Annotated in this window: 19 protein-coding genes; 12 read left to right on the forward strand and 7 right to left on the reverse strand. The window is 60.8% G+C overall.

The annotated features are described in order from the left end of the window. Positions 1-80 precede the first annotated feature (80 nt). The 4 genes from soxR to ACIOZM_RS11120 all read left to right on the forward strand — a co-directional run bounded on the left by soxR (position 81) and on the right by ACIOZM_RS11120 (position 3,239). Positions 81-533, forward strand: a complete 453-nt coding sequence (gene soxR / locus ACIOZM_RS11105) for a redox-sensitive transcriptional activator SoxR (protein ID WP_401213266.1) — start codon at positions 81-83, stop codon at positions 531-533. A gap of 130 nt (positions 534-663) precedes the next feature. After that, positions 664-1,122 (forward strand): VOC family protein, encoded by a 459-nt coding sequence (locus ACIOZM_RS11110; protein WP_401213268.1) that lies wholly within the window; start codon positions 664-666, stop codon positions 1,120-1,122. Positions 1,123-1,334: 212 nt separating this feature from the next. Then, positions 1,335-2,210: an alpha/beta fold hydrolase gene (locus ACIOZM_RS11115; RefSeq protein ID WP_401213270.1), complete on the forward strand. Its 876-nt coding sequence runs from the start codon at positions 1,335-1,337 to the stop codon at positions 2,208-2,210. Between the two features lie 21 nt (positions 2,211-2,231). Beyond that, positions 2,232-3,239, forward strand: coding sequence for a LysR substrate-binding domain-containing protein (locus ACIOZM_RS11120; protein WP_401213273.1), 1,008 nt, complete (start codon positions 2,232-2,234; stop codon positions 3,237-3,239). 48 nt (positions 3,240-3,287) lie between these two features. On the opposite strand, the gene leuD is transcribed toward ACIOZM_RS11120, so the two are convergent. After that, on the reverse strand, positions 3,288-3,902 hold the full coding sequence (gene leuD / locus ACIOZM_RS11125; protein ID WP_401213275.1) for a 3-isopropylmalate dehydratase small subunit: 615 nt from the start codon (positions 3,900-3,902) through the stop codon (positions 3,288-3,290). Further along, positions 3,899-5,317 carry a 3-isopropylmalate dehydratase large subunit gene (leuC, locus tag ACIOZM_RS11130; protein ID WP_401213278.1) on the reverse strand — a complete coding sequence of 473 codons (1,419 nt, stop codon included), beginning with the start codon at positions 5,315-5,317 and terminating at the stop codon, positions 3,899-3,901. Before leuC ends, leuD begins: the two co-directional genes overlap by 4 nt. Before the next feature lie 386 nt (positions 5,318-5,703). On the opposite strand from leuC, the gene ACIOZM_RS11135 reads away from it, so the two are divergent. The 8 genes from ACIOZM_RS11135 to ACIOZM_RS11170 are packed head-to-tail and all read left to right on the forward strand — an operon-like array spanning position 5,704 to position 11,970. Then, entirely contained in the window at positions 5,704-6,906 is a 1,203-nt protein-coding gene (locus tag ACIOZM_RS11135) for a PepSY-associated TM helix domain-containing protein (protein ID WP_401213281.1), read from the forward strand. Next, a complete protein-coding gene (locus tag ACIOZM_RS11140; RefSeq protein WP_401213284.1) occupies positions 6,903-7,445 on the forward strand; it encodes a thiamine pyrophosphate-binding protein in 543 nt (180 codons plus the stop codon). Before ACIOZM_RS11135 ends, ACIOZM_RS11140 begins: the two co-directional genes overlap by 4 nt. Then, positions 7,442-7,783, forward strand: coding sequence for a hypothetical protein (locus ACIOZM_RS11145; RefSeq protein ID WP_401213286.1), 342 nt, complete (start codon positions 7,442-7,444; stop codon positions 7,781-7,783). The genes ACIOZM_RS11140 and ACIOZM_RS11145 overlap by 4 nt, the downstream gene beginning before the upstream one ends. Continuing rightward, positions 7,780-8,355: a DUF6162 family protein gene (locus ACIOZM_RS11150; RefSeq protein WP_401213289.1), complete on the forward strand. Its 576-nt coding sequence runs from the start codon at positions 7,780-7,782 to the stop codon at positions 8,353-8,355. The genes ACIOZM_RS11145 and ACIOZM_RS11150 overlap by 4 nt, the downstream gene beginning before the upstream one ends. Positions 8,356-8,390: 35 nt before the next feature. Next, positions 8,391-9,320, forward strand: a complete 930-nt coding sequence (locus ACIOZM_RS11155; RefSeq protein ID WP_401213292.1) for a metal ABC transporter substrate-binding protein — start codon at positions 8,391-8,393, stop codon at positions 9,318-9,320. Further along, positions 9,317-10,168, forward strand: coding sequence for a metal ABC transporter ATP-binding protein (locus ACIOZM_RS11160; RefSeq protein ID WP_401213295.1), 852 nt, complete (start codon positions 9,317-9,319; stop codon positions 10,166-10,168). The genes ACIOZM_RS11155 and ACIOZM_RS11160 overlap by 4 nt, the downstream gene beginning before the upstream one ends. Continuing rightward, positions 10,165-11,064 (forward strand): metal ABC transporter permease, encoded by a 900-nt coding sequence (locus tag ACIOZM_RS11165; protein ID WP_401213298.1) that lies wholly within the window; start codon positions 10,165-10,167, stop codon positions 11,062-11,064. Before ACIOZM_RS11160 ends, ACIOZM_RS11165 begins: the two co-directional genes overlap by 4 nt. After that, positions 11,065-11,970 (forward strand): metal ABC transporter substrate-binding protein, encoded by a 906-nt coding sequence (locus ACIOZM_RS11170; protein WP_401213301.1) that lies wholly within the window; start codon positions 11,065-11,067, stop codon positions 11,968-11,970. It begins immediately after the preceding gene. Positions 11,971-12,314: 344 nt separating this feature from the next. On the opposite strand, the gene ACIOZM_RS11175 is transcribed toward ACIOZM_RS11170, so the two are convergent. The 5 genes from ACIOZM_RS11175 to ACIOZM_RS11195 all read right to left on the reverse strand — a co-directional run bounded on the left by ACIOZM_RS11175 (position 12,315) and on the right by ACIOZM_RS11195 (position 16,876). Continuing rightward, positions 12,315-12,536, reverse strand: coding sequence for an MbtH family protein (locus ACIOZM_RS11175; RefSeq protein ID WP_401213304.1), 222 nt, complete (start codon positions 12,534-12,536; stop codon positions 12,315-12,317). Between the two features lie 83 nt (positions 12,537-12,619). Next, entirely contained in the window at positions 12,620-14,029 is a 1,410-nt protein-coding gene (locus ACIOZM_RS11180) for an aspartate aminotransferase family protein (RefSeq protein WP_401213306.1), read from the reverse strand. Positions 14,030-14,172: 143 nt separating this feature from the next. Then, the gene (locus ACIOZM_RS11185) at positions 14,173-14,658 is read right to left on the reverse strand and encodes a GNAT family N-acetyltransferase (RefSeq protein WP_401213309.1); all 486 of its coding nucleotides are present in this window, start codon (positions 14,656-14,658) and stop codon (positions 14,173-14,175) included. Between the two features lie 215 nt (positions 14,659-14,873). Beyond that, the gene (locus tag ACIOZM_RS11190) at positions 14,874-16,196 is read right to left on the reverse strand and encodes an ATP-binding protein (RefSeq protein ID WP_401213311.1); all 1,323 of its coding nucleotides are present in this window, start codon (positions 16,194-16,196) and stop codon (positions 14,874-14,876) included. Then, positions 16,196-16,876: a response regulator gene (locus ACIOZM_RS11195; RefSeq protein ID WP_401213314.1), complete on the reverse strand. Its 681-nt coding sequence runs from the start codon at positions 16,874-16,876 to the stop codon at positions 16,196-16,198. Before ACIOZM_RS11195 ends, ACIOZM_RS11190 begins: the two co-directional genes overlap by 1 nt. Between the last annotated feature and the right edge of the window lie 150 nt (positions 16,877-17,026).

A 17,026-nucleotide genomic window follows, 5' to 3' on the forward strand; every position in this document is an offset into this window, starting at 1 on the left:
ATCTGTAAGACGAATCTTGCGACTCGAAGGCGTGCAGGGTAAAACCTCTAGTTAAGTCAAGGTCAAGAGCCATTTGCAAAATGATCACTCCCGAGAACGTGCACAAGCAACTCACCGTCGGCGAAGTCGCGACTCGCAGCGGGGTCGCGGTCACGGCCCTGCATTTTTATGAATCCAAGGGATTGATCCAAAGCCAGCGTAATGCCGGAAATCAACGGCGTTATCCGCGAGAAGTCTTGCGTCGAGTCGCGCTGATCAAGGTTGCGCAACGGCTGGGGATTCCGCTGGCAGAGATTGGCGAGGCGCTGAAAATCCTCCCGAACGACCGGGCACCGACGGCAGCGGACTGGAAGATTTTGTCCGAGCAATGGCGGCGCGAACTGGATGAGCGGATCAATCAGTTGACGTTGCTGCGTGATCGGCTCGATGGCTGCATTGGCTGTGGCTGTTTGTCGATGCAGGCCTGCCCGTTGCGCAATCAGGGCGATGTGCTGGGGGAACAAGGCCCGGGGCCACACTTCCCTCTGGATTGAATCCATTTTTTAGAAGACCACAATCTCCATGTACATCCAGTCGTCGGGCCAGCGGCTGGCGCACATCCACAGTTCTATAGTGAATCGACCGGAATCCGGTGTGTTCATCAACAAGAACAGGGAGAACGTCATGAGCGTCAAACCCATTCCCGAGGGGTATCACAGCATTACCCCTTATCTCGGCATCCAGAAAGCGGCCGAAGCCATCGACTTCTACAAGAAAGCTTTTGGTGCCACCGAAGTCATGCGCCTGACCATGCCCGACGGCGGCATCGGCCACGCTGAACTGCGTATCGGTGACAGTGCGATCATGCTCGGTTCGCCGTGCGATCAAGGGCCATTGAGCAGCCCGGATAAAGCAGTCACGGTTGGCTTGCATCTGTATGTGACTGATGTCGATAAATCCTTTCAACGCGCACTGGACGCCGGGGCGACGGCGGTTTCGGAGGTCAAGGATCAGTTTTATGGTGACCGTAGCGGGACGTTGAAGGATCCGTATGGGCATTTGTGGTTTCTCGCAACGCGCAAAGAAGATCTGACTCAGGAGCAGATTGAGCAGCGGGCGAAGGAGATGTTCAGTCAGGGTTGAGAATCGCGGGGCCCAGTCAGGCCCTATCGCCAGCAGGCTGGCTCCCACAATTGATCGCTTTCCCCTGTGGGAGCCAGCCTGCTGGCGATAGGGCCCGTATTGGCAACTCACATCACACTTCATGAACCGCCACACCACGCTTCAACCCTTGCCCCAGGCACAGAACGATTTCAGGATGCAGGCAACAAGAACCCTGAACAAGGATCAGCCCGATGTTTGCCGGATTCCTCAAAGACCAGCGCCACGTCAACGGCGTCGATATTGCCTACCGCATCGGCGGCAGCGGGCCCGGCCTGTTGCTGCTGCACGGTCACCCGCAAACTCATGTGATCTGGCACAAGATCGCCGAACAACTGGCCGAACACTTCACCGTGGTCGCCGCCGACTTGCGCGGTTACGGCGACAGCGGCCGACCTGCCGCCGATGATCTGCACACCAACTATTCAAAACGCGAAATGGCCCGTGACGGCGTCGATTTGATGCAGGCGCTGGGTTTCGAAAAATTTTCGATCCTCGCCCACGACCGTGGCGCCCGCGTTGCCCATCGTCTGGCGCTCGACCACCCCGCAGCGGTGCAACGCATGACGCTGCTCGACATCGCCCCGACCCTGTCGATGTACGCGCAAACCAACGAAGCCTTCGCCCGCGCCTATTGGCACTGGTTCTTCCTGATCCGCCCGGCACCGCTGCCGGAAACCCTGATCGAAGCCGATCCCGAAGCCTACCTGCGCAGTGTGATGGGCAGCCGCAGCGCCGGGCTAAAGCCATTCACCGACGAAGCGTTCGCCGAATATCTGCGATGCCTGCAACGTCCCGGCAGCGCCCGTGGTATCTGCGAAGACTATCGCGCCAGCGCCGGAATTGACCTGGAACACGACCGTGCCGACCTCGACGCCGGCCATCACCTGAAGCTGCCACTGTTGGTGCTATGGGGCGCCGAAGGCACGGTCGGCCGTTGCTTCGATCCACTCAAGGAATGGCAACAAGTCGCCGGCGATGTACGCGGCAAGGCGCTGCCGGCCGGCCACTATCTGGCCGAAGAAGTCCCCGAACTGCTGCTCGCCGAAGTACTGGACTTCCTGCGCTGAACCGCCCGTAGAGGCGATGCTATGCTGGCGGCTTGTGCCGCCAGTGTTCGTTTCGACATGACCCAGAAGAAAGACACCGTGCCCCTGCCCGAAGACCTGCGCGTTCTGCTCACCGTGATCCGCAAGAACGGCTTTGCCGCTGCCGCCGATGAGTTGGGCCAGTCGCCGGCCTATGTCAGCAAGCGCATTCAGATCCTCGAAACCACCCTCGGCACCCGCCTGCTGCACCGTACCAGTCGGCGCGTGGCGCTGACCGAAGACGGTGAGCGCGTGCAGCGCTGGGCCTTGCGCATTCTTGATGACTTCCAGCAACTGCATGACGAACTGACCGACGCCCACGACAGCCCTCGTGGGCGGTTGCACATGTGCAGCAGTTTTGGTTTCGGTCGCAATCACGTTGCACCGGCCATCTCGTTGTTGGCCGAGCGTTATCCGGATCTGGAGATTCGCCTCGACCTGTTCGACCGCACGGTGGACATCGTCAATGAAGGTTTCGATCTGGAGATCCGCGTTGGCGATGATCTGCCCGGCCAGCACATCGGGCGGCAACTGGTCAGCAACCGGCGGGTGCTGTGCGCAGCGCCAGGTTATCTGCAGCGCCACGGTACGCCGCAAAGCCTGAGCGATCTGCAACAGCATCAATGTCTGGTAATCAAGGAGCGCGACAACGCTTTCGGGGTGTGGAACCTGGATCGCGACAGCGCGCAGGAAAGTGTCCGGGTCAGCGGGCCGTTGTCGTCCAACAGTGGCGAAATCGTCCTGCAATGGGCACTCGACGGGCGTGGGATATTGCTGCGCTCATTGTGGGACGTGAAGCCATTGCTCGAACAAGGCCGACTGGTGCAAGTGCTGGAGGATTACAGCCAGAGTGCCAACGTCTGGGCGGTGTACCCGACGCGGCTGGCGAGTTCCGGGAAACTGCGCGCGTGTGTGGAGTTTTTGCAGGAACACTTCAAGGATCTTTCAATCCCTTGCAGGAGTGAGCCTGCTCGCGATAGCAGTTATTCGGCCGATGATGATGTCGACTGACACGACGCTATCGCGAGCAGGCTCACTCCTACAGGGTTAGCGGGGGCGTCAGTTCAGCCAAGGATTATTGGTCAGGTGTACACGTTCGAAGGCCTTGATCTGTTCGCGACGCTGCAAAGTGCTGCCGATAGCATCGAGCCCCAGCAACAAGGCAGTCTTGCGCAGCGTGTCGATCTGAAAATCGACGACGCTGCCATCCGCCAATCCAATCTGCTGCGCCTCGAGATCAATGCTGATCCGCGCACTGTCAGGCTGGCTGACAAGTTTGCCGATGCGCTGCACCTGCGCCTCGTCCAGCGTGATCAGCAACACGCCGTTGCGCTGACAGTTGTCGTAAAAGATCCCGGCGAAACTGCTGCCGATCAACGCGCGGATGCCCATCTGTTGCAGGCCCCATACCGCGTGCTCACGGCTGGAGCCGCAGCCGAAATTCGGCCCGACCAGCAGAAAACTCGCGCCCTGCCACGCCGGTTGATTCAGCACGAAATCGGGATTGGCCGAACCGTCCGCCAAAAAGCGCAAATCAAAAAACAGACCGCGATCCAGGCCCTGCCGGTCGATGCCCTTGAGAAACTGTTTGGGCATGATCACGTCGGTGTCGACGTTGGCCGCCAGCATCGGCGCGGCCTGGCCGCTGACCTGAGTGAAGGGTTGCAGGCTCATAGGCGTTCTCCAAAATGGCGAATGTCGGTCAAGTGGCCAGTGATTGCCGCCGCCGCGACCATCGCCGGGCTCATCAAATGGGTGCGCGCGCCGGCGCCCTGACGGCCTTCGAAATTGCGATTGGTGCTGGAGGCGCAGCGGTCGCCGGGCGCCAGTACGTCGTCGTTCATTGCCAGACACATCGAGCACCCGGACTGACGCCATTCGAAACCGGCGTCGATAAAGATCGCCGCCAGCCCTTCAGCCTCGGCCTGAGCACGGACTTCGCTGGAACCGGGCACGATCATCGCCCGCACATGCGCGGCGACCTGCTGACCACGCACGACACTGGCGGCATCGCGCAAATCTTCGATCCGCGCATTGGTGCACGAACCGATAAACGCATGGCTGATGACGATATCGCTTAGCGCCATGCCCGCTTCAAGGCCCATGTAGTTCAGGGCACGGCGCATGTCCTGGCGCAGGATCGGGTCGTCGATGGCTTGCGGATCGGGCACCCGGCCGCCGATGGGCGCGGCCTGATCGGGGCTGGTGCCCCAGGTGACCATCGGCTCCAGTGCATTGGCGTCGAGCTGCACTTCGCGGTCGAACACGGCGCCGGGATCGCTGCGCAGCTCGCGCCACTTTTCCACGGCCTGTTCGAAGATTTCACCCTGAGGCGCACGTGGCCTGCCTTTGAGATAAACAAAGACCTTGGCGTCCGGGGCCATGAACGCACCGCGTGCGCCAGCCTCCACCGCCATGTTGCAGATGGTCATGCGCGCCTCGACGCTCAGGGCATCGATGGACGAACCGCAGAATTCAATCGCGTAACCCGTGGCGCCGGAGGCACCGATCCGACTGATCAGCGCCATGATCACGTCCTTGGACGTCAGGCCCGGCGCGAGGTCGCCATCGACGGTCACACGCAGGCTTTTCAAGCGTTTGTAGACCAGCGTTTGCGAGGCCAGCAGATGTTCGATCTCGGAAGTGCCGATGCCAAAACCGAATGCACCGAGCGCGCCGTAGGTGGTGGTATGGCTGTCGCCGGCAGCGATCACCATGCCCGGCAGAATAAACCCCTGCTCCGGCGCGATCACATGCTCGATGCCTTGGCGCTGATCGAGAATGTCCAGCAACTCGATGCCGAAGTCCCGGCAGTTTTCCGCCAGATACGACACCTGCCGCGCACCACCTGCATCAGGCATCGCGGCCACCCGTAGCGGCGTGGTCGGGTTGACGTGATCGACCACCGCCAGCGCCGTGCCCGGCCGCCAGACTTCGCGCCCGGCGGCGCGCAAACCGCTGAAGGCCTGCGGGCTGGTGTATTCGTTGATCACCTGACGGTCGATGTACAACAGGACATGGCCCTGGTCATCGAGACGGCACACCGTGTGCGAATCGATGTGTTTGTCGTAGAGGGTTCTGGGTTTCATCAAGCGCTCACTTGGGGAGTCTGTTTGATTTCCATCATAGGCAGCGCGTGGCGGCCATCAATCGGCGGACAGTGATGGCGCAGATCATGAATCGTGTTCGATCCCCTGTGGGAGTGAGCCTGCTCGCGATAGCGGTGTATCCGCCAATAAATGTGTTGGCTGATGCATTGCTATCGCGAGCAGGCTCACTCCCACAGGGATCAGGCTGTTTTCGCGAAGTGCGAAACATTTACTTTCATATCCCTCATCGGGATTTGCTTCGCTCATCCGTCCTATAGAGATGCAGGCCGTTCGCGTAGGCAACAGCCACGACCGGCCCTTTCAGGGACCACCGTGCTGCGAAGCCCGTAGTGAAGGCTCCTCTCACCGAATCAAGACGTTGAATCATGTCGAAGAAATCCCGCTCGAAACTGTGGTTCCTGGTGCACAGCTGGCTCGCGTTACCGATCTGGTTTTTTGTCCTGATCGTCTGCGTCACCGGCACGCTGGCCGTGGTCAGTCAGGAAATCGTCTGGCTGGCCAATCCGCAAATGCGCGCCAGTGCGCCTTCGGACGATGCGCCGCTGCTCAGCTATGACCAGGTCATCGCGGCCATCAAGAAAGCCGAACCGCAAACGCTGGTCGAAAGCATCAGCCGCCCTGACGAATCGCACTTCGCCCTCGACGTCGAAGTCAGCTACCCCGACGGCCGTTCGCAAACGGTCTACGTCAACCCTTACACCGGGGTGATCCAGGGTTCGGCGCCGCAATTCAACTTCAAGGCATTCACCCGGGCCCTGCATGGCTGGTGGCTGGTGCCGTTCACCAACGGTTACAGTTGGGGCTGGTACCTGGTGTCGTTCCTCGGTTTGCCGATGCTGGTTTCGCTGATCACCGGGCTGGTGGTCTACAAGCGTTTCTGGAGAGGTTTCCTGCGCCCGACCCTGCGTTTCAACCACGGCGCGCGGATCTTCTGGGGCGACTTTCATCGACTCAGCGGCATCTGGTCGATCTGGTTCATCGCGGTGATCTCCATCACCGGCACCTGGTTTCTGATTCAGGCTTTTCTCTTCGACAATCAGGTATCCATTTCAACCGAGCCGATCATTCCGGCGATGGCCCGCGAAAGCGTACCGTTGTCCGTCGACGCCACCTCACCGCCGCGCATCAGCCTCGACCGCGCAGTGAGCATCGCCGAGCAGAAGATTCCCGGCCTGGAAGTCAGTTTCATCAGCCTGCCGGGCAATGCCTACAGCCATATGAGCGTCGGTGGACGTGGCTGGTATCCACTGATGTTCCAGACCGCCACACTCAATCCATACAACGGCGATATGGCGGCATCGCGGCTGATCTCCGATCGCACATCGCTGGAGTTCATCACCGAATCCATGCGCCCGCTGCACACCGGTGACTTCGGAGGGCTGTGGATCAAGCTGATCTGGTTCTTCTTCGGTCTGCTGTTGAGCATGATGGTGCTCAGCGGCCTTTTGATCTGGACCAAACGCACCGCGCTGGCCACCGCCAATGCGCTCAAACGCGAGAGCAAGAAAGCTTGCAGCACACCGGCAAAAACGGCCATCGCCCGTGAACCTTCGGAGGCCAGCCTGTGAGCCAGTCCACGCCTGTTGCCCAACCCTCGCGCCTTGGCCGGATCTGGCGCAAATGGCGGTTCCATATCAACGCGCTGCTGCTCCTGATTCCGCTGGGGTTCATGCCTAAATACTTCGCCGACGCCGCGTTATTTCGTGGCGACAGTGGACTTGGCGAACGGGAGATCGGCGAAGTCCAGGTCGGCCCCTGGAGCCTGCGACTGGCTGAGTTGCGGAATGAGGCACCGCTGCTCACCGGCCCTGCCGGCTACATGAAAGATTTCAATGCTGCGCTATGCGACGCCTGTGTCGAACAGGTCAAGGCCACCTACCTGCGCATCGGCAAACCCCGCAGCCTGCGCGCCGCCGGGGTGATCTTCTTCGGCACGCCATACCGCATGGGCAGTCAACTGCCGATTCCGGAAAAGACCAAAACCGATGCCGAGCTGTGGATCACCATGGAAGGCTGGGACGGCACGATGCATCAAGCGTCGATTCCGCTGAGCCAGGCCTCCCCCGCCACCATCGCCTGGCTGAACAAACAAGGAGCCAAACCATGAGCCACGTTCAACGCCCTTCCCGCCTGCGGCTGAGCGCCGCGCTGCTGCTTGTTTGCGCCGGTTTCAGCACCAGCACGCTGGCCCATAACCCGATGTGCGAATGCAAAGCCGTCGGTGACGAACAGATCAAGTGCACCGGGGGGTTCTCCGATGGCAGCGGCGCGCCGGGGGTGACCCTTGATGTGATCGGCTACGACGAGACGATTCTTGTACCGGGCAAACTCGGCGCCGACTCGACCCTGACCTTCAAGAAGCCCGGCGCCGAGTTTTACGTGCTGTTCGATGCTGGCCCCGGGCATGTCGTCGAGATCGACCAAGCGGATATCGAGACCCCATGAGCACGCCAACCACCCAAGTCGTACGCCCGGCCGGCGCTGGCCACGAAACGCTGACCGTACTGTGTTTGTGCCTGCTGATTCTGGCGGTCGCAGGCTCGGTGGTGGCTTGGCGGAGTGTGTCGCAGGAACCGGAGCCGGTCGCCAGCAACCAGTTGGACGCGCGCCGTGACCTCGCCGCCTCCGAGCAGGGCATCTACGCCGATCTGCGGGTGACCCTCGACGAAATCCACCTGCTGCGCGAAGAACAGAAAACCCTGCCGACTCCGCAAAACCTTGCTGACGAAGGCTTCGCACCGTTTGCAAGGGATGCCAGTTCGGTCAGCCGTGGTGGCCATGTCTGGCAGTTGATTGCCGATACCAGCTACTTCGGTCACAGCCAGTCGCCCGCCATCGCCGGCTCGTTCCTGATGCGCGTGAGCGCCGATGAACACGCCGCACCGGACATCTGGCTCAACCGCAACGCCGATCTTCAGGCGCCCTCCGATCTGACCGACGCCGTGCTGTCCGCTGCCGGCTGGAAGCAGATCGTCGCGCAATTCGATGCCGGGGTTACCCGCGAACATCGCCACTGAACCTTCGCCTTCACCCGAGAGAAGACCGCTTGCCCATGTCTATTTCATCTCCTCGTCGTCCGTTTCTGCGCCTGCTGCTGGTTGGTTTGTGCGCCTGTCTGCTGAGCCCGTTGGCCAGCGCCGATACCGCCAAACGCCTGCGCATCGGCATCACCCTGCATCCTTATTACAGCTATGTGGCGAACATAGTCGGCGACAAGGCTGATGTAGTGCCGCTGATTCCTGCCGGTTTCAACCCGCACGCCTACGAGCCTCGCGCCGAGGACATCAAGCGCATCAGCGGGCTGGACGTGATCGTGCTCAACGGCGTCGGCCATGACGACTTCGCCGACCGCATGATCGCCGCCAGCGAAACGCCGAACATCAAGACCATCGAAGCCAACGAAAACGTGCCGTTGCTGGCCGCCACCGGCGTCGCCGCGCGCGGGGCAGGCAAAGTGGTCAACCCGCATACGTTCCTGTCGATCAGCGCTTCGATTGCCCAGGTCAACAATATTGCCCGCGAACTGGGCAAGCTTGATCCGGACAACGCCAAGACCTACACGCAGAACGCCCGCGCCTATGGCAAACGTCTGCGGCAGATGCGCGCTGATGCGTTGGCCAAGCTGACTCAGGCGCCGAACGCCGAGTTGCGCGTCGCCACGGTTCACGCGGCGTACGACTATCTGTTGCGTGAATTCGGTCTTGAAGTTACCGCTGTGGTTGAGCCGGCCCACGGCATCGAGCCGAGCCCGAGCCAGTTGAAAAAGACCATCGACCAACTGCGCGAACTCGACGTGAAGGTGATTTTCTCGGAGATGGACTTCCCGTCCACCTACGTCGAAACCATCCAGCGTGAGTCGGGCGTGAAGCTGTATCCGCTGTCGCACATCTCCTACGGCGAATACACCGCCGACAAGTACGAAAAGGAAATGACCGGCAACCTCAACACCGTGGTGCGGGCAATTCAGGAGTCCGGCGCATGACTTCCAGAGAAACCCTAATCCCGGACAGCACCGACTCCCCTGTGAGAGCGAGCTTGCTCGCGAAGGCGTCAAGTCAGTCACCATCATCTTTGAATGAGGCTCCGCTTTCGCGAGCAGGCTCGCTCCCACAGGTTTTGGGGCCGACTCTGGATTTCTCCAATGTTTGCCTGACGCTGGGGCGCACGACGATTCTCGACCAGGTCACCTTCCAGGTGCAGCCCGGCAGCGTGCATGCGCTGGTCGGGCCGAATGGCGGCGGCAAGAGTTCGCTGATCAAGACCTTGCTCGGACAAATGCCACATCAGGGTCGCTTGAGCCTGCAATGGCCAGGCGAAACGGGGATCATCGGGTATGTGCCGCAGGCGCTGGAGTTTGATCGCGGTTTGCCGATGACCGTCGACGATTTCATGGCGGCGATGTGTCAGCGCCGTCCGGCGTTTCTCGGTTTGAGCAAACACTACGCTGGCGCCATCGGTGACGCGCTGGAGCGGGTCGGCATGCAGGACAAGCGCAAACGGCGCATGGGTGCGCTGTCCGGTGGCGAACGCCAACGCGTGCTGCTCGCGCAGGGCCTGATTCCGGCGCCGCAACTGTTGGTCCTCGACGAGCCGATGTCGGCCCTCGACGAAGCCGGGATTCAGGTCTTCGAACGCCTGCTCAATGACTGGCGTGCGGCGGGCATCACTGTGCTGTGGATCGAACACGATCTGCAAGCGGTGAAACGTCTGGCCAACCGGGTGACCGGCCTCAATCGCCGCGTGCTGTTCGACACCACGCCGGAACTGGCGCTGACTCCGGAACGCTTGCTGTCGCTGTTCTCGACCCATCCACGGAGCGCTGCCAAATGAGCTATGAAGCCTTTCGTTTGATGGTCCAGGGCTGGGCCTCGGCGGGTTACCTGCCGGAAGCGCTGGCCTACGGTTTCGTGGTCAACGCGCTGCTCGCCGGCCTGCTGATCGGTCCAGTGCTCGGCGGTCTCGGCACGCTGGTGGTGGTCAAGCGCTTCGCGTTTTTCTCGGAAGCGGTCGGTCACGCGGCACTGACCGGTGTGGCCATCGGCATTCTGCTCGGTGAACCCTACACCGGGCCGTATGGCAGCCTGTTCGGTTACTGCCTGCTGTTTGGCATTCTGCTTAATTACCTGCGCAATCGCACCGGGCTGGCGCCGGATACCTTGATCGGCGTGTTCCTCTCGGTATCGCTGGCTCTGGGAGCGAGCCTGCTGCTGATTCTGGCTGGCAAGATCAACGTGCACATTCTGGAAAACGTGCTGTTCGGCTCGGTGCTGACCGTCAACGGTAACGACCTGCTGGTACTGGCCATCGTCGGTTCGCTGGTCATGGCGCTGGCGCTGCCGTTGTACAACCGGATCATGCTCGCCAGTTTCAACCCGCAACTGGCGGCGGTGCGCGGTGTGGCGGTGAAGACTCTGGATTACCTGTTCGTGATTCTGGTGACGTTGATCACCGTTGCCGCCGTGAAAGTCATTGGCGCGATTCTGGTGGGCGCGCTGCTGGTGATTCCGGCAGCGGCGGCTCGCTTGCTCAGTCAATCGCTCAAGGGTTTCTTCTGGTGTTCGGTGCTGATCGCCACAGTCAGCACCTTGTGCGGGATTCTCGCGCCCATCGTCTTCGATCTGCCGATCCCGTCCGGCGCCGCGATCATTCTGGTCGCCGGCATCGCTTTCGCCCTCGCCGCCATCGCGCGCGGTGTGGTCCCCAGCCTCAAAGGGAATCTTGGATAAATGGCTTTCTCTCTGCGAAAACTGACCCTGACCATGGCCCTGTACGGGGTAGTCTGCGCGCCGCTGATGGCCGCCGAAAACGCGAAACCACTGCGGGTGCTGGCCTCGTTGCCGATCACTTATGGCCTCGGCGAAGTGCTACTCAAAGGCACCGATGTCAGCCTGGAACGTGCGGCGCCGGCGAATCTACCAGGCAGTCGCCAGACCGCGTATTTCACCGGTCGCGGCGCTCCGGCGCTGAGCAAACTCGCGACCGGCGCCGACGCGGTGATCGGCGTGCGCTCGCTGTGGGCCGATGATCCGCTTTACCCGATTGCCCGCCGCAGCAACATCCGCATCGTCGAAGTCGATGCTGCTCGTCCGGTCGATGGCGCCCTGCCCGGCATCGCCGTGCAGCCGGGGTCGAAGATCGATGGTTTGAACAGCCAGCCGTGGCTGGCGAGCAACAACATGGGACGCATGGCGGACGTTATGGCGGCGGATCTGGTGCGTTTGGCGCCAGCGGCCAAGCCAAAGATCGAGGCCAATCTGGCGACACTGAAACAACGTTTGCTGAAACTCAGCGCCGACAGCGAAGCGCGTTTGGCCAGTGCCGATAATCTGAGTGTGATGAGTCTGAGCGATCACTTCGGCTATCTGATCGGCAGCCTCAATCTGGAGCTGATTGGCCAGGATGCGCGGCCGGATACCGAGTGGACGCCGGAAGAATTGAAGCAACTGACCGCAACCTTGAAAGACAACGACGTGGCGGTGGTGCTACATCATCGTCAGCCGTCCGAAGCGATTAAAGCAGCGATTGCCGAATCGGGCAGTCGGTTGCTGGTGCTGAGCACCGATGCCAAGGACCCGGTGGCGGAGCTTGAGGGGAATGTGGATCTGGTGCTCAAGGGTTTGAGCGGGGCTTGAGACCGAGTGATCGTTTATCGCTAGCAGGCTAGCTCCCACTGGGTTTTATGAGCAACGCAGATCCAATGTGGGAGCCTGCTGCTGATGCTGAGTGGACGCCGGTAGATTTGAAGCAACTGACGGCGAGATTGAAAGACAACGGGTGCTCAAGGGTTTGAGCAGGGCTTGAGACCGAGTGATCGTTTATCGCTAGCAGGCTAGCTCCCACAGGGTTTTATGAGCAACGCAGATCCAATGTGGGAGCGAGCCTGCTCGCGATGAGGCCATAACAGGCAACACAAATGCCAGGCATGAAAAAACCCGCTGACCGTCACCGGCTCAGCGGGTTTTCTTTGGCTGTCGACTTAGTGAGCAGCCTGAGCTTCCATCTTCTGACGCAGGCTCAGCGGACGCATGTCGGTCCAGGTCTCTTCGATGTAGGCCAGGCATTCCTTCTTCAGGCCGCTCTTGCCGACGGTGCGCCAGCCTTCTGGTACGGCTTTGTAGTCCGGCCAGATCGAGTACTGTTCTTCGTGGTTGACCACGACCTGAAAGAGGATGTCCTCGCGGTCGAATACTGACGTCATGCTGGTTCTCCATCGCTGTAAGGGTGGGCTGCACTCGGGGTGCAGCCGGGTATGTAGAAGGAACGTTCGAGGCGGCGAAAAATTTACACCGCAGCCGTCGCGGCCATCAGCGCACGGCCGAAGATCTCGGCAACGCGGTCGATTTCCACAGCGGTGATCACCAGCGGCGGCAGGAAGCGCACCACTGCGCCGTGACGGCCACCCAGTTCCAGAATCAAGCCACGCTTGAGACATTCGCGCTGCACCAGCGGCGCCAGACGGGCAAAGGCAGGCGGATGACCGAGGGCGTCCGGCGTGCCGCTTGGATCGACCAGTTCAACACCGAGCATCAGGCCGCGACCCCGAATGTCGCCCAGTTGCGGAAAGTCGCGTTGCAAAATGTGCAGGTGCTCGCTCAGGCGTTCGCCCATGGCAGCCGCGTGTTCGCAGACCTTGTGCTCGACCAGATAACGCATCACCGCCGAACCGGCAGCCATCGCCATCTGGTTGCCACGGAAAGTCCCGGCGTGCGCGCCCGGCTGCCAGGTATCGAGCCAGTCGCGATAGACCACCACCGCCAGCGGCAGACTGCCGCCAATGGCTTTGGACAGCACCACCACGTCCGGGATGATCCCGGCATGCTCAAAGGCAAACATTTTGCCTGTACGGGCGAAGCCGCTTTGAATCTCGTCGACGATCAGCGCCACGCCAGCCTTCTCGGTGATCCGGCGCAAACCGCGCAGCCACTCGATGTCTGCCGGGATCACGCCACCCTCGCCCTGCACCGCTTCGACGATCACCGCTGCTGGCAGTAATACGCCGGCTTCCGGATCATTGAGCAGGTTGTCCAGATAGCTCAGGTTGGCTTTCACACCCGCAGCGCCGCCGAGGCCAAACGGGCAACGGTAGTCGTAAGGGTATGGCATGAATTGCACGCCGTTGCTGAGCAGCGCGCCCATTGGTTTTTTCGGCCCCAGGCTGCCCATCAGGCTCAGTGCGCCCTGGCTCATGCCGTGATAACCACCGGAGAACGACAGCACCGTGCTGCGACCGGTCGCGGTGCGCACCAGTTTCAGTGCGGCTTCAACGGCATCGGTGCCGGTCGGGCCGCAGAACTGGATTTTCGCCTCGCCAGCCAGCGCCGCAGGCAACAGGCCGAACAGATCCTGAACGAATTGATCCTTGACCGGCGTGGTCAGGTCGAGGGTATGCAGCGGTAGCTCATCGGCCAGCACTTGCTGGATCGCTTCGATCACCACCGGATGGTTATGCCCCAACGCCAACGTACCGGCACCAGCCAGGCAGTCAATGAAAGTACGGCCCTCGACGTCTTCGACGTACAAACCCTTGGCGCGCTTGAGCGCCAGCGGAATGCGTCGCGGGTAGCTGCGGGCGTTGGATTCCTGCTGGCTCTGGCGGGCCAGAAGTGGCGATTCATTGAACTGATACAGCGTTTCCGCCGGCGCGGTAATCCGCGCCGGCGACTCTTCGATAAGGCTGGTGGCGACTGACATCTCTCGACCCTCAATACGCTATGGATAGTGACCAAAAACTGCACACCGGGCAGGTGCGCGTTCCGGTCACGGGGCGCACATGCAGGTTTTCCTGTTCTGGAAACGCTTAAGCGCCTCGAGGATTTAGACCCTTGATCGAGTTGTCAGTCGGACAGTGGCAACGGCTTGTGCATCAAGACCCGCGCCAAGCCTTCGTGCGTGACCGGTTGCGCTGACTCGCGATACCCCAGACGACTATAAAAAGCCGCGCCTGCGCGGGTGCTCGCAAGACTTGCATGAGGCACACCACGAATCCGCAGCCAACCCTCGAGGTCGGCGATCAAGGCGCGTCCGGCACCACGGCGAAACCATTCCGGCTGGACATGACAGAAGGTGATGTCGCCATTGGCTGTGGCCATGCCGACACCGATCGGTTTGTCATGCAACAAGGCGATATTTAGATAAACGTGAGGGTCGGCGAGGCGCGCGCTGATCAGATCGGCTGACTGGCGCAGAACCCAAAGGCTGACCAGTTGCGGATCATTACGGTGATCGAGAACGCAACCAACGCGAATGGAACGTTCGATGATGCGGCTGATGATGCCGGCGTCGGCCGGTCTGGCCGGGTAAATGCAGATGGGTGCTTCCATGGCGCTGTCCCCTCAATCCATTGAGTCAAAGCTGCCGAGACCATAACGCCGTGAACGCGGAAAAACTAATGGAGAGAAGTTACATTTGATGTGCCACAACACAGATCCTTTGTAGGAGTGAGCCTGCTCGCGATAGCAACTTTACAGTCAACGCATCTTTTGAATGCCAGACCGAATCGCGAGCAGGCTCACTCCTACAGGGGGCCGCGGTGGGATTAGAGCGGTTGCAGCGGCATGTTCAGTTCGACACGCAAACCGTCCGGGCGACTGTCGAAATGCAGCGTGCAGGCGCAGCGCTGAACAATCGCCTGCACAATCGCCAGACCCAGACCGCAACCGGTGCTTTGCCCGTTTCGCCAGAAGCGTTGGGTCAGATGCTGCAAATCGTCCGGCGCAATGCCCGGGCCATGATCGCGCACGATAAAGCGTGCACGATCGCCGATGGTTTCCAGACTCAACTCCACCGCGCCATCCGCCGGGGTATGGCGCAAGGCGTTGTCGAGCAGATTGCGTAACGCGGCAATCGACAGCACGGCCGGCATTTGCAGCGGTGCGTCGGAAGGCGCTGTCGGCAGGTGCAATTTGATCCGTTGGCGCTCACCGCCAGCGGCATCCTGAATCGCCAGTTTCGCCACTTGCTCGGCGCTGCATTGCGCACCGTCATCGAACGACAGGCTGCCCTCGACCCGCGCCAGCAGCAACAATTGCTCCAGCGTGCGGTGCAAGCGGTCAGCGCCCTCCTCGGCCCGGGCCAAGGATTGATCGCGGACACTGCCTTCGGTCATCCGCGCCACTTGCAGGTGGGTTTTGATCGCCGTCAGCGGGCTACGCAGTTCGTGCGCGGCGTCGCCGGTCAGACGACGCTCACGCTCAATAGTCTTGCCGATGCGCTGGAACAGTTGATTTTGCGTGTCGAGCAACGGTTTCAGTTCGCTGGGAAACGACTGCAACTGCAACGGTTCCAGCGAATCGGCATTGCGCCGCATCAGGGCTTCGCGCAAGCGGTTTAACGGCGCCAGCCCCTGACCGATGCCCAGCCACAACAGGCACAGGCAGCCGAGCAACGCCACGCCCACCGGCACCGAGGCCGCCAGCAGAATCGACATGTTCAGCGCCTCGCGCTCGATCTGTCGATCCGCCGTGGTAATCCGCACATCGCCCCGCGCCAGGGTGAAGCTGCGCCACGGCGCGCCATCGATCATCTGATCGTGGAAGCCCATTTTTTCGGCTTCGAGGGTTTGCTCGGGACTGCTGTGGCTGCGGGCGAGAATTTCCCCGCGCAACGAGCTGACCTGACAGGCCATGCCACCGGGAACATTCAGTTGTTCGGCACTGAAATGGGTGCCCTCGCCCTTGCTCGGCAGCGCCGGCAATTGCTCCAGCAACCCGGCAACCATGCGCGCCGAAGCCACCAGACGCTGGTCGAGGGAAAACATCATCTGATTGCGCAGGTCGCTGAGCATCCAGGCTGCTGCCAGAGCCCAGATCAGCGCAAACGCGGCGCCGAGGGTCAGACTCAGACGAAGACGCAGGCTCATCACTTGTTCTGTTCTCCACCGTCGGCCGGGCCAAGGCGATAGCCAAGACCGCGTACCGTTTCAACAATGCCTTTGCCGAGTTTGCTGCGCAGGTGATGGATATGCACGTTCAGCGCATTGCTCTCCAGTTCGTCATTGAAACCATAGACGCTGTCCTTCAATTGCTCGGTGGACAGCACGCGGCCACGGTTATGCAACAAAGCCTGCAACAACGATTGCTCGCGGCGGGACAAGTCGATCGGTTGCCCGGCGAGCATGGTTTCGCGGCTGCTCGGGTCGTAGGTCAACGCGCCGTGTTCGATCAGATTGACGCTACGCCCAGCCACCCGGCGCAACAGGGTTTGCAGACGCGCGAACAACTCACGCAGATCAAACGGCTTCAACAGGTAATCGTCGGCACCCGCCTGCAAGCCATCAACGCGGTCGGTGACCGAATCGCGCGCAGTCAAAATCAGCACTGGAATTTCCAGGCCACTCTGACGCAACTGTTGCAACAGCTTGAGCCCATCTTCATCGGGCAGACCGAGATCGAGCACCATCACGTCAAATTCAGCAACTTTGAGCATCGCCCGCGCCTTCGAGGCGGTATTGACGTGTTCGACCGTCAAGCCTTGAGCCGTCAGCCCGGCGACGATTCCACTGGCAATCAACTCATCGTCTTCGCAAACCAGTACGTGCATGGCGGTTCCCTGAGAAAAAAGGTGAGTCAAACAGAGCAGGATTAAGCCGCAATTATGGCAGGGCCACAACGCTTGCGGCAGACGAGGTTCAGTTTCTGCTGATTTGCTTAAACAACCACAGCAACTAACAACACACAAACAATACAACCA

It is taken from the genome of Pseudomonas sp. NPDC087346, from assembly GCF_044744235.1.
Classification (GTDB): domain Bacteria; phylum Pseudomonadota; class Gammaproteobacteria; order Pseudomonadales; family Pseudomonadaceae; genus Aquipseudomonas.